The 12561-nt window shown below is 39.2% G+C and carries 10 protein-coding genes; 2 read left to right on the plus strand and 8 right to left on the minus strand.

Features of this window, described 5'->3' with window-relative positions; translation table 11 throughout:
* Positions 1-14 precede the first annotated feature (14 nt).
* The 8 genes from pyrG to ILS93_RS22505 all read right to left on the minus strand — a co-directional run bounded on the left by pyrG (position 15) and on the right by ILS93_RS22505 (position 9937).
* On the minus strand, positions 15-1622 hold the full coding sequence (gene pyrG / locus ILS93_RS22470; protein WP_000170450.1) for a CTP synthase: 1608 nt from the start codon (positions 1620-1622) through the stop codon (positions 15-17).
* A 257-nt stretch (positions 1623-1879) separates the two neighbouring features.
* Positions 1880-2410, minus strand: coding sequence for a DNA-directed RNA polymerase subunit delta (gene rpoE / locus ILS93_RS22475; protein WP_064476095.1), 531 nt, complete (start codon positions 2408-2410; stop codon positions 1880-1882).
* 154 nt (positions 2411-2564) lie between these two features.
* Positions 2565-3194, minus strand: a complete 630-nt coding sequence (locus tag ILS93_RS22480) for a TetR/AcrR family transcriptional regulator (protein ID WP_000238598.1) — start codon at positions 3192-3194, stop codon at positions 2565-2567.
* A 66-nt stretch (positions 3195-3260) separates the two neighbouring features.
* Positions 3261-4400 carry an acyl-CoA dehydrogenase AcdA gene (gene acdA / locus ILS93_RS22485; protein WP_000545531.1) on the minus strand — a complete coding sequence of 380 codons (1140 nt, stop codon included), beginning with the start codon at positions 4398-4400 and terminating at the stop codon, positions 3261-3263.
* 21 nt (positions 4401-4421) lie between these two features.
* Complete coding sequence (locus tag ILS93_RS22490) at positions 4422-5552, minus strand: acyl-CoA dehydrogenase (protein ID WP_001009066.1); 1131 nt, start codon at positions 5550-5552, stop codon at positions 4422-4424.
* A 72-nt stretch (positions 5553-5624) separates the two neighbouring features.
* Complete coding sequence (locus tag ILS93_RS22495) at positions 5625-6476, minus strand: 3-hydroxybutyryl-CoA dehydrogenase (RefSeq protein WP_048566720.1); 852 nt, start codon at positions 6474-6476, stop codon at positions 5625-5627.
* Between the two features lie 56 nt (positions 6477-6532).
* Positions 6533-7816: an acetyl-CoA C-acetyltransferase gene (locus ILS93_RS22500; RefSeq protein WP_222661292.1), complete on the minus strand. Its 1284-nt coding sequence runs from the start codon at positions 7814-7816 to the stop codon at positions 6533-6535.
* Positions 7817-7825: 9 nt separating this feature from the next.
* A complete protein-coding gene (locus ILS93_RS22505; protein ID WP_222661294.1) occupies positions 7826-9937 on the minus strand; it encodes a (Fe-S)-binding protein in 2112 nt (703 codons plus the stop codon).
* Positions 9938-10337: 400 nt separating this feature from the next.
* Between ILS93_RS22505 and cls the strand changes: the two genes are divergently transcribed.
* Together cls and uvsE are read left to right on the plus strand one after the other, a co-directional pair.
* Positions 10338-11531 carry a cardiolipin synthase gene (gene cls, locus ILS93_RS22510; RefSeq protein WP_064476093.1) on the plus strand — a complete coding sequence of 398 codons (1194 nt, stop codon included), beginning with the start codon at positions 10338-10340 and terminating at the stop codon, positions 11529-11531.
* A gap of 33 nt (positions 11532-11564) precedes the next feature.
* The gene (gene uvsE / locus ILS93_RS22515; protein WP_064476092.1) at positions 11565-12518 is read left to right on the plus strand and encodes a UV DNA damage repair endonuclease UvsE; all 954 of its coding nucleotides are present in this window, start codon (positions 11565-11567) and stop codon (positions 12516-12518) included.
* Positions 12519-12561: the final 43 nt, after the last annotated feature.

A 12561-nucleotide genomic window follows, 5' to 3' on the forward strand; every position in this document is an offset into this window, starting at 1 on the left:
AGGCGCTTTTTTTATTACTTGCTCTCTTTATTCGTAATAGAAGCACTTACGAAGTCATGGAACAATGGTTGTGGACGGTTTGGACGAGATACAAGTTCTGGATGGAACTGTGCTGCCACGAACCAAGGGTGGTCTTTTAATTCAATGATTTCAACTAGACGACCGTCTGGGCTTGTACCAGAGAATACAAATCCTGCTTTTTCCATATCCGGACGGAATTGATTGTTGAACTCATAACGATGACGATGACGCTCATATACAACCGGCTCGTTGTAAGCATTGTAAGCATTTGTTTCTTCAGCAAGCTTACATGGATATAGACCAAGACGAAGTGTGCCACCTAAGTCTTCTACATCTTTTTGTTCTGGTAATAAGTCAATGATTGCATAAGGTGTGTCAGGATTAATTTCAGAAGAGTTAGCTCCTTCTAATCCTAATACGTTACGTGCAAATTCGATTGATGCAAGTTGCATACCTAGGCAAATTCCTAAGAATGGAACTTTGTTTTCACGAGCATATTGAATTGCAACGATTTTACCTTCTACACCACGATCGCCGAATCCACCAGGTACAAGGATACCGTCTGTGTCACCAACTAATTCTTGTACGTTCTCTGGTGTTACGTGCTCAGCGTTTACCCATTTCACTTCTACATCTGTGTCGAATGAATAACCCGCATGACGAAGTGCTTCTACAACAGAAATGTATGCATCTTGAAGCTCTACGTATTTACCAACAAGAGCAATTTTTGTTTTCTTAGAAAGGTTACGTACTTTATTAACTAGCGCAGTCCACTCTGTCATATCTGCAGCTGGATTGTCTAATTTTAAGTGATCGCAAACGATTTGGTCCATATTTTGCTCTTGAAGAGATAATGGAACCGCATATAAAGTATCTGCATCGCGTGCTTCGATAACTGCTTTTGTATCAATGTCACAGAATAATGCAAGCTTGTCTTTCATATCTTGAGAAACAGGCAATTCTGTACGAACAACGATAATATTTGGTTGAATACCTAAGCTGCGAAGCTCTTTAACGCTATGTTGCGTTGGTTTTGTTTTCATTTCACCCGCTGCTTTTAAGTACGGGATTAACGTACAGTGAATGTACATTACATTGTCACGACCGATGTCGCTCTTAATTTGACGGATTGCTTCTAAGAATGGTAGAGACTCGATGTCACCAACAGTTCCACCAATTTCTGTAATAACAACGTCCGCGTTTGTTTCGCGACCAGAACGATATACACGCTCTTTAATTTCGTTAGTAATGTGAGGAATAACTTGAACTGTTCCTCCTAGGTATTCACCACGACGCTCTTTTTGAAGAACTGAAGAGTAAATTTTACCTGTTGTTACGTTGCTGTATTTGTTTAAGTTGATGTCGATGAAACGCTCATAGTGACCAAGGTCTAAATCAGTTTCTGCACCATCATCTGTTACGAATACCTCACCGTGTTGGTATGGGCTCATAGTCCCTGGGTCTACGTTAATGTATGGATCAAACTTTTGAATCGTTACGTTTAAACCACGATTTTTTAAAAGTCTTCCAAGAGATGCTGCTGTAATACCTTTTCCTAAAGACGATACTACACCGCCTGTTACAAAAATATACTTAGTCATGAAAAAGCTCCCTCCTATTTTGCTGTTATATAATCACCGTTGCAAAGCGCAACGTATGTAGATAACACTGTATCCATCTTATTGTTAGACTCTTTTTATTTTCTAAACAAAAAACAAAAAAGAAAATTGCTCCCCTCATCACATAAAGTAATAAGTAGGGAGCAATTTTCTTTTATATTTACACTTTAAAAGTATTATCGTCCTTTTTTAAAGAGCCCAAAAATGATTCTACATGGACGATAATGAAAAGTCAAGAACTACAGTTCTTCCTCTTCTTCTTCTTCAGCTTCAGCTTCATCGTACTCAAGTTCTTCTTCGGCGAAGTCATCGTCATCATCTTCATCTAAATCATCAAGATCATCGTCATCTCCGTCTTCTTCTTCAAGAACCTTGTCCAAATCTTCTACCTCTTCTTCATTTGCGTCTGCATCTTCGAAGTCTTCATCTTCTTCGATGTAGTCGTCAAAACCGTCCTCTTCAACTTTACGTTTCTTCTTCGGTTTTGGCTGAGGTAAGATTTCTTCATCAATTTGCTCATATGGGTACCAGCTACGTAGCCCCCAACGATTTTCTCCTAAATTAATGAAACGTCCATCGATGTTTAAATCTGTATAAAATTGTGCGAGTTTCGCATTAACTTGCTCTTGAGATAGTCCCAGCACTTGAGCGATTTCTCGAACCAACTCGTTGAATGTCGTTGCTTGTCTTTTATCCCCTAAAACGCTATGTACAACTTCAATCATTGAACATTCTTTTAGCTCTTCTGGTGAATATTGCTTAAAATTCACTTATGCGGCACTTCCTTTCTTCAAATATAACCTTATATATAACGGTCTGCTTAAAAAAATCCATACTATTCATTATAAACAAAAGTCGCACAAATATGCTACAAAAAAAACGGGAAACTTTAATATGGTAATAAAATTATAATTTGTCTATTCCTTATTTCGGAAACATATGCGCTCCTTGCAGTACATACCTAATTTGCATTTCTGTATATTCTTCAAGCGTATACAGTTTTTGCAGGGCCCAACGTCTAAATCCCCACATTTGTCCTTGTATGAAAATGTTATGTGCAAGAAGCTGTATCTCTTTTTTATTTAATGTAAATGTCCCATTTTCTGTACACTGCTCTAAAATATTCTCAAACATCCCGACCATTTGAAACTCTTTTTCTAATACATATGGGAGTGATTCTTTCGGTAAAAAACGTACCTCTTGATACATAATTAATACTTCTTCTTGCAATTCATCCATCACTTTAAAATAATTCGTTATCGCTATCTTTAAGCTTTCTATACTTCCCTTCTCTGTACACACTACTTCCTCTAATCTTTCTTTTACATGTTCATAAATACTATCACAAACTAAATATAAAACATCATCTTTTGTACGAATGTACTCATAAAGTGTTCCAATACTAAACCCAGCCGCCTTCGCAATCTCTCTCGTTGTTGTACGCGGGAACCCTTTTTGCTTAAACAATTGCACCGCACCTTTAATCATTTGTTCACGTCTTAACGCAACTAATTTTTCATCTTTCACGGACGCATGTACATTATGTTTAACCATCCCCTTCACCTCTCCCTATTATTTTTTGGAAGGAAAAAGCGTAGGAAAATACCTACGCCTTTGATCCTACTTCGTTAACATACGAGAAATTACAAGCCTTTGAATCTCTTGTGTTCCCTCATATATTTGTGTAATCTTTGCATCGCGCATATAACGCTCTACGGGATAATCTTTCGTATAACCGTAACCACCAAATACTTGTACCGCTTCAGTCGTCACCTTCATCGCTGTATCGCCTGCAAATACTTTTGACATCGCTGACTCTTTCCCATACGGAAGCCCTTCCGATTCAAGCCAAGCCGCTTGGTATGTTAGAAGACGCGCCGCCTCCACATCCGTTGCCATATCTGCAAGTTTAAAGCCAATTCCTTGCTGCGCCGCAATAGGTTTCCCAAACTGATGACGCTCTCTTGCATATTCTACAGAAGCATCTAAAGCCCCTTGCGCAATACCGACTGCTTGCGCGGCAATACCATTACGGCCGCCATCTAATGTTTGCATCGCAACTTTAAATCCTTGGCCCTCTTCCCCGAGTAGGTTCTCTACAGGAATACGGCAATCTTCGAACATAATTTCAGTTGTTGGTGAAGAGCGAATCCCTAACTTGCTTTCCTTCTTCCCAACTGAAAATCCTGGTGTATCACTTTCCACAATAAACGCGCTCGTACCACGCTGCTTCGATTCGGGATCAGTTAACGCAAAAACAACATAAATATCAGCAATACCGCCATTTGTAATAAAGATTTTCGATCCATTTAAAATGTAATGGTCTCCATCTCGTTTCGCAGTTGTCCTCATTCCGCCCGCATCTGAACCAGAACTTGGTTCCGTTAAACCGTATGCGCCAATTTTCGTTCCTTCTGCCATCGGTCGTAAAAACTTTTGCTTTTGTTCTTCCGTTCCAAATTTAAAAATTGGCCAACCAGCAAGTGAAGTGTGTGCAGACAGCGTTACACCTGTTGAAGCACAAACACGAGATAATTCTTCGATAGCAATTACATACGCTAAGTAATCGCTTCCAATTCCGCCGTATTCTTCAGGCCACGGAATGCCGGTTAAACCAAGCTCTGCCATTTGATCAAATAGTGCACGATCAAATCTCTCTTCTTCATCACGCTCAGCTGCCGTCGGTGCTACTTCGTTCTTAGCAAAATCCCGAACCATTTTTCTTATCATTTCATGTTCTTCTGATAGTTTAAAATGCATTCCCGTCTCCCCCTTGTCCTTTTATAAAGCTCGACTAATAACAAGTTTCTGTATCTCACTCGTTCCTTCATATATTTGCGTGATTTTCGCATCACGGAAAAATCGTTCTACCGGATAGTCTTTCGTATAACCGTAACCGCCAAATACTTGCACCGCTTCAATCGCAACTTCAACAGCCGTCTTAGAAGCGAATAATTTCGCAATAGAAGCTTCTTTACCGCATGGTAATCCTTGCGCCCTTAGCGATGCTGCTCTGTATACAAGTAGTCGTGCTGCTTCTACGCTAGTCGCCATATCTGCAAGTTTGAATCCGATTCCTTGCTGCGCCGCAATTGGCTTGCCGAATTGCTCACGCTCTTTCGCATAATCAATCGCACATGCAAGCGCCGCTTCCGCGATTCCTAATGCCTGCGCTCCGATTCCAATTCGTCCAACATCTAAATTCGCCATTGCCACCTTAAATCCTTGTCCTTCTTCACCAAGTAAATTCTCGGCTGGCACTTTCATATCTTCAAACGTAAGTTGTACCGTGCGAGAACCAAGAAGTCCCATTTTATGCTCATCTTTGCCGATAATTAAGCCCGGTGTATCTTTCTCTACTATAAATGCAGAAATCCCACTTTTTCCTGCCTCTGGATTTGTAGAAGCGAATACAATATATGTACTTGCTTCACCGCCATTTGTAATAAATACTTTCGATCCATTAATAATGTAGTGATCGCCTTTCTTTACAGCTCTTGATTTCAAACTCCCTGCATCTGATCCTGCATTTGGTTCTGTTAATGCAAATGCACCTAAATATTCACCAGTCGCAAGTTTAGAAACATATTTCTGCTTCTGTTCTTCTGTTCCAAAATATAAAATCGGGTTCATTCCAACTGACGTATGTACAGCCAAAATTACACCAACCGTTGCACTTACCTTTGAAATTTCCTCAATTGCTAAAATGTAAGAAATAAAATCCATTTCTGCCCCGCCATATTTTGCAGGCGCTGGAATACCCATTAGTCCAAGCTCACCCATCTTCTGCAAAATCTCTTTAGGGAACACCCCTTGTTCCATACTAGGAACAAAGGGAGCAATTTCCTTCTGCGCAAAATCTCGAACCATTTTCCTCATCATTTGTTGCTCTTCGGTAAAATGAAAATTCATGTACTCCGCCTCCGTTTGCTATATATCTTTTTAATAATTTGGTAAGACCACTATTTTAATAAAAGGAGGACTTTATTCGTAAACGTAGAAACCACGGCCTGTTTTACGTCCTAACCATCCTGCGTTCACATACTTGCGTAATAATGGACATGGGCGATATTTACTATCTCCTAATCCTTCATGCAACACTTCCATAATGTATAAACATGTATCTAAACCGATAAAATCAGCTAATGTAAGTGGTCCCATCGGATGATTCATACCTAGTTTCATTACTTCATCAATCGCTTCTTTCGTCGCTACACCTTCATATAACGTATAGATCGCTTCGTTAATCATCGGTAATAAAATACGGTTCGATACAAATCCTGGGAAATCATTTACTTCAACTGGCACTTTCCCGATTTTTTTCGTAATATCTTCAATTGTTTCGTACACCTCATCATCTGTAGCTAAACCACGAATAATTTCAACAAGTTTCATAACTGGAACTGGATTCATAAAATGCATGCCGATTACTTTTTCTGGGCGTTTCGTTACCGCTGCAATTTCTGTAATTGGTAGAGATGACGTATTCGTCGCTAAAATTGCGTGATCTGGAGCAATTTCATCTAGATTCGCAAAGATTTTCTTTTTTATATCCATTTTCTCAACAGCCGCTTCAATAACAAGATCCGCTTCCTTCACACAATCTAAATCAAGCGTTACTGTAAGGCGATTTAACGTCGCTTCCTTCTCTTCTTCCTTCATGCGTCCTTTTTCTACTTGGCGCGCTAAGTTTTTTGTAATAATAGCCAATCCTCTGTCTAATTGCTCTTGTTTTAAATCTTGTACCTTCACATCATATCCTGCCATTGCACATACTTGTGCGATTCCCGAACCCATTTGTCCTGCACCAATTACAACTATTTTTTGTACACCCATTCTTTCTTCCCCCTTAATATAAATTGTTAATAAATCAAAAATCACCTACACGTAAATTAACGAACTTCAATCATAATTGCGTCACCTTGACCGCCACCGCTACAAATAGAAGCAATTCCAATTCCGCCGCCGCGCTGCTTCAGTGCGTGGATAAGTGTAACGATAATACGCGCTCCACTTGCTCCGATTGGATGCCCCATTGCTACAGCGCCGCCATTTACATTCAATTTGTCTGGGTCAATTCCTGCGATTTCTGTACTTGCAATTGCTACCGCTGCAAATGCCTCATTAATCTCGAATAAATCGATATCTTCAATTGTCTTGCCTGTTTTTTTCAACAATTCGTTAATTGCATAACCTGGCGTTCTTGGGAAATCTTTAGACTCCACTGCAATTGCTGTATGTGCCAAAATTGTCGCTAATGGCTTTCTTCCTTCTTGCTTCGCTCTGTCTTCGCTCATTAATACAAGCGCAGCACCGCCATCATTTAGTCCAGGAGCATTACCCGCTGTCACTGCCGACGTCTTATCAAATACAGGTTTTAATTTCGCTAATTTTTCAACCGTTGTATCCGCGCGCGGTGCCTCATCTTTTGCAACGACGATAGGATCGCCTTTTCTTTGCGGAATCGTTACTGGCACGATTTCCTCTTCAAAACGTCCTTCTTTATGCGCTGAAACCGCACGCTGATGGCTACGATATGCCCATTCATCTTGCGCTTCGCGAGAGATTCCATCTTCCTTCGCAACTTCTCCGCCATAAACACCCATGTGTATACCTGAAAATGCGCATGTCAAGCCGTCAGCAACGTTTAAATCGATGATTTCGTTGTTACCCATTCTGTATCCCCATCTTGCACCTCGTAAAATGTAAGGACTGTTACTCATAGACTCCATACCGCCAGCTACAATTAGTGATTGATCGCCAGTACGAATAATTTGATCCGCTAACGTAACCGCACGAAGCCCTGATGCACAAACTTTATTCACTGTTTCCGTCTGTACTTCCCAAGGGATTCCAGCAGCCCTCGCAGCTTGGCGTGATGGAATTTGTCCCTGTCCACCTTGAATAACTGTTCCAAATATAACTTCCTCAACATCACTAGCAGAAACATTTGCTCTCTCAAGCGCTGCTTTAATTGCAATTCCCCCAAGTTCTGTTGCCTTCACGTCTTTTAAAGATCCTCCAAATTTCCCAACCGGTGTTCTTGCAGCACTTAAAATAACTGTTTTACTCATATTTATTTCCCCCATCTCTTTTTTTAGGACCGAGCGCTCGCTCGGTGTTCTTACGTTGAGAAGAGGTGCAATGATTGCACCTCTCTCTAAAGTTGTATTCATTCCTACAAATTACATCGCTTCTTTCTTCTGTCCGATAACAGAGCGTTCTAAAATCTCTGTTACATCAAGAGTTTGAACCTTCTCTTCTACTTCTTTCGCTTTCGTCCCATCGCTAATCATCGTTAAGCAATATGGACAACCTGTACCGATAATAGATGGCTCTACAGCTAGTGCTTGTTCTGTACGAGCAACGTTAATACGTGAACCTGCTGTCTCTTCCATCCACATTAAGCCACCACCTGCGCCACAGCACATTCCAGTTTCACGGTTACGTGCCATTTCTACAAGATTCACACCAGGAATTGCTTTCAAAATATCGCGTGGCGCTTCGTATACTTCGTTGTATCTTCCTAAGTAACAGGAATCATGGTACGTAACTGTTTCCTCAATAGCGTGAACGGGTTTTAAGCGTCCTTCTTTCACCCACTGAGCTAACAATTCTGTATGATGATAGACTTCTGCTTGCAAACCAAAGTCTGGATACTCATTTTTAAATGTGTTATAAGCGTGAGGATCAATCGTAACGATTTTCTTCACTCCTGCTTTTTCAAATTCCTCGATATTCTTTGTCGCCATCTCTTGGAAGACAAATTCATTTCCAAGACGTCGCGGTGTATCTCCAGAATTCTTTTCTTTATTACCAAGTATCGCGAATGAAATGCCTGCTTCGTTCATTAACTTCGTAAACGATATTGCAATCTTCTGACTACGATTATCATATGATCCCATTGAACCAACCCAGAATAAATATTCGAACTCCTCGCCAGCTTTCGATTTTTCTTTTACAGTTGGAACTGTTACTTCATCATCACCTTGGCGCCAAGTTTCACGCTCTTTACGGTTCAGTCCCCACGGATTCCCTTGACGCTCGATGTTTGTCATCGCACGCTGCGCTTCCGCGTCCATCTTTCCTTCTGTTAAAACGAGATAGCGGCGTAAATCAATAATTTTGTCAACATGCTCATTCATAACCGGACACTGATCTTCACAGTTACGGCACGTTGTACAAGCCCAAATCTCTTCCTCTGTAATAACATCTCCGATTAAACTCGGATCGTAAGCAAGCGTTGTAGCTGCTGATTCTTGTTGCCCTTTCCCAGCTGCCATCATCGCTAACTGATTTCCTTGTGTATTATTAAAGGCAACTACTGGAACCCACGGTGCTTTTGATGTCACTGCTGCTCCTTTATCAGTTAAATGATCACGAAGTTTTAAAATTAAATCCATCGGCGATAACATTTTCCCTGTCCCTGTTGCCGGGCACATATTTGTACAGCGACCACACTCTACGCAAGCGTATAAATCAATAAGCTGATTTTGTCTAAAGTCTTCGATTTTACCAACACCAAATGTTTCTTGCGTTTCATCTTCAAAGTCAATCTTTTCAAGTTTCCCTGGATTTGAAAGACGACCGAAGAAAACGTTAACTGGTCCCGCAATTAAATGCGCGTGTTTTGATTGTGGAACATACACTAAAAACGTTAACAAAATTAGTAAATGCACCCACCAAGAGAAATAGAACACAGAAATGGCTGCGGTTTCATTTATTCCCGAGAAAACGTAAGCGATTGCAGAAGCAATTGGTTCACTCCATGAAAGCTCCTCGCCGTGCCATATAATTCCCATCCCATTACCGAGTAGCACAGAAATCATTAAGCCACCAATAAAGATAAGAACAAGGCCTGATTTGAAATTACGTTTTAAACGAACTAGCTTCTCAACATAACGTCTATGAAAAGCCCAAAAGACTGCAATTAAAATAACAAGTGTGACAATTTCCTGGAAGAATGTAAATGCAGGGTATAGTGGTCCAAGTGGAAGATGTGATCCTGGTGCGAGTCCTTTCCAAACGAAGTCAATTGCTCCAAATTGGACAAGAATAAATCCGTAAAAGAACATAACGTGAATAATGCCGCTCTTCTTATCTTTCAGCAGCTTTTTCTGACCGAAAACATTGACCTTAAGGAGATCCCAACGCTCTTTAAAACGACGGTCAAATTCAATTTTTTTTCCTAACTGTATGTAGGCCATCCTCGTCCGTATAAGATACACAAACAAATATCCCGCATAAGCAATAACAGCAATGGCAGCCAGCCAATTAATGATCAGTAAGCTATTCATTTTTATGCTACCCCTCTCTTTGTAAGCCCTCTTTCTTTTTTAGAATCTTCAAAAACATATAATTTTCTGAATTTTTTCCCCTATCTTCATTATATAATGAGTGAGCATTCAGTCAACAGTTTTTTGTTATACAACAACATATTTTTTAATAAAGCTGTTTATTTCGGTGAAACTATAAAGTGAAACTTTAATCAGTAGGGGATTGTTTCCTCCCGCCTGATTCCTTTAAGTAAGCCTAATTTTTAAGTAGGTGGCTTACCTCCCATTAATATCGGATAAAGTGAAATTTTAATCAGTAGAGAGCTATTTATTCCCTACTGATTATTAGCTTCACCAATCGGGCTTTTCCAGGCAACCAGCAAAATGAAGGTGAAAAGAATGCAAAGGAGGGAATCCACTTATGTTCTTCTTATCTCTCTTGTTAATATGCGTTACTCTTTGGATCACAATTGACCTTTTATATGGGAGGATTCTTCACTTAAAGCGTGTGCGCTCTCGTACTTTCCCTTTACGTCAAAGTAATTTTCACCTTTATACATACGGGCAAGATTTATATGATGCTTTATTTACTGATATACAACAAGCAAGGCACCATGTACACGTTTTGTTCTTCATTGTAAAAAACGATAAAATCAGTCGTGAATTTTTAAAGTTACTTATCGATAAGGCACAGGAAGGAATTGAAGTAAGACTTTTACTCGATCGATTGGGAAGCCATTATTTATCAAACGAGGCAATTCGTTCCCTACAAAAACACGGCGTCTCTTTTTCATTTTGTCATAAAGTGAAATTTCCTTTTCCGTTCTTTTCTGCAAATCAAAGAAACCATAGAAAAATTACAGTTATTGACGGGAAAATTGGTTATATTGGTGGGTTTAATATTGGAGAAGAATATTTAGGGCATAATCAAAAATTAGGATTATGGCGCGATTATCATTTACGCCTTACAGGAGAAGGAATACAAGATTTACAAAAGCAATTTTTACATGATTGGCTCGACGATACGAACCAAAATTTATTAGATTCACCTCTTTATTTTCCTAAGCAACAACCAGGAATCATTCTACATCGTTTTATCCCTACTGATGGTGCCTATTTGCAAAATACATTTTTACATTTAATCGAAAGTGCGGAAAAAGAACTCTTTATCGGTACACCATATTTCATTCCTGGGAAGAAAATTATGAATGCATTATTAAAAGCGCGAAAACGTGGGGTCCAAATCACGGTTCTCGTTCCAGAAAAAGCGGATCACACCCTTGTTCGAGAAGCAAAATTTCCATATTGCCGAAAGTTAATACAAGCCGGATGTAATATTTACGCATTTCAACGAGGGTTTTTTCACGCTAAAGTTATTATAGCGGACGATTATATTTGTGATATCGGAACTGCAAACTTTGATATGAGAAGTTTATATATTAATCATGAAATCAACTGCCTTTTATATGATAAACATTTTATACAAACAGTAAAAAACAGATTCCATAAAGATTTAGAAAACGCGTCCTTACTTTCCTTTAAAGATGTTAGCCCCCTTTCTCTTATTGATAGAGGGAAAGAATGGCTAGGAACGATACTTTCTTTCTTCTTATAGGAAAGATAATGAGTAAAAAGAGGTGTATCACATATGATTATGCGATTCGGATATGTTTCACATGCAATGGCACTCTGGGACTGCTCTCCTGCCAAAACGATGACATTTACAAGCTTTCAAAAGCTCAGTAAACAAGAACGAGAAGATAAATTGTACGATGTTACGAGGCAAAACCTTGAGCATACAATACGTATTCTTCATTACAATATAGCGCATGAAATTCCGTTATATCGTTTATCCTCTTCCATCGTCCCACTTGCAACACATCCCGAAGTCGAGTTTGATTATATCGGGGCATTTACACCGCTTTGGCGTAAAATCGGGGCATTAATTAAAGAACACAATTTACGAGTAAGCTTTCATCCAAATCAATTTACGCTATTTACAAGCGACAAGCCACATATTACAACTAACGCTATTACAGATATGGCCTATCATTATAAAGTATTAGATGCAATAGGAATTGCAGATTCTTCTTATATTAACATCCATGTAGGTGGTGCCTATGGAAATAAAGAACAAGCGGTTGGACGTTTCCATGAAAACATAAAAAAACTTCCTGCACATATAAAAGAGCAAATGACGCTTGAAAATGATGATAAAACATATACAACTGCTGAAACTTTATCGATTTGCCAAAAAGAAAAGATTCCATTCGTATTTGATTATCATCATCACATGGCAAACCTTTGCGAAGAACCGCTAGAAGTATTACTCCCTGCAATTTTTGAAACTTGGTCACATACAAATGTCCCTCCTAAAGTTCACATTTCCTCCCCTAAATCAAAAAAAGAATTTAGGGCTCACTCTGAATATATTGATTTAGAGTTTATTAAGCCTTTCTTACACATTGCAAAAAAAATCAACCATAATTTCGATATTATGATTGAAAGTAAACAAAAAGATTTAGCAATGCTGCAATTCATACATGAATTATCCTCTATAAGAGGGATAAAAAGAATAAAAAGCGCAACGCTACAATGGTAAATTGTAATGTTGTGCTTTTTTTTAAAAAAGTAATTCTTATAGT

It is taken from the genome of Bacillus sp. 16GRE42 (assembly GCF_019837435.1).
Lineage (GTDB): Bacteria > Bacillota > Bacilli > Bacillales > Bacillaceae_G > Bacillus_A > Bacillus_A wiedmannii.

What these genes read in the sequence shown, in the direction of transcription:
- ILS93_RS22495 (WP_048566720.1), bottom strand. Translation starts at nt 6,476, where the DNA reads ATGGGTGTACAAAAAATAGTTGTAATTGGTGCAGGACAAATGGGTTCG.
- cls (WP_064476093.1), top strand. Translation starts at nt 10,338, where the DNA reads ATGTTCTTCTTATCTCTCTTGTTAATATGCGTTACTCTTTGGATCACA.
- acdA (WP_000545531.1), bottom strand. Translation starts at nt 4,400, where the DNA reads ATGCATTTTAAACTATCAGAAGAACATGAAATGATAAGAAAAATGGTT.
- uvsE (WP_064476092.1), top strand. Translation starts at nt 11,565, where the DNA reads ATGATTATGCGATTCGGATATGTTTCACATGCAATGGCACTCTGGGAC.
- ILS93_RS22490 (WP_001009066.1), bottom strand. Translation starts at nt 5,552, where the DNA reads ATGAATTTTCATTTTACCGAAGAGCAACAAATGATGAGGAAAATGGTT.
- pyrG (WP_000170450.1), bottom strand. Translation starts at nt 1,622, where the DNA reads ATGACTAAGTATATTTTTGTAACAGGCGGTGTAGTATCGTCTTTAGGA.
- ILS93_RS22505 (WP_222661294.1), bottom strand. Translation starts at nt 9,937, where the DNA reads ATGAATAGCTTACTGATCATTAATTGGCTGGCTGCCATTGCTGTTATT.
- ILS93_RS22500 (WP_222661292.1), bottom strand. Translation starts at nt 7,816, where the DNA reads ATGAATACAACTTTAGAGAGAGGTGCAATCATTGCACCTCTTCTCAAC.
- ILS93_RS22480 (WP_000238598.1), bottom strand. Translation starts at nt 3,194, where the DNA reads ATGGTTAAACATAATGTACATGCGTCCGTGAAAGATGAAAAATTAGTT.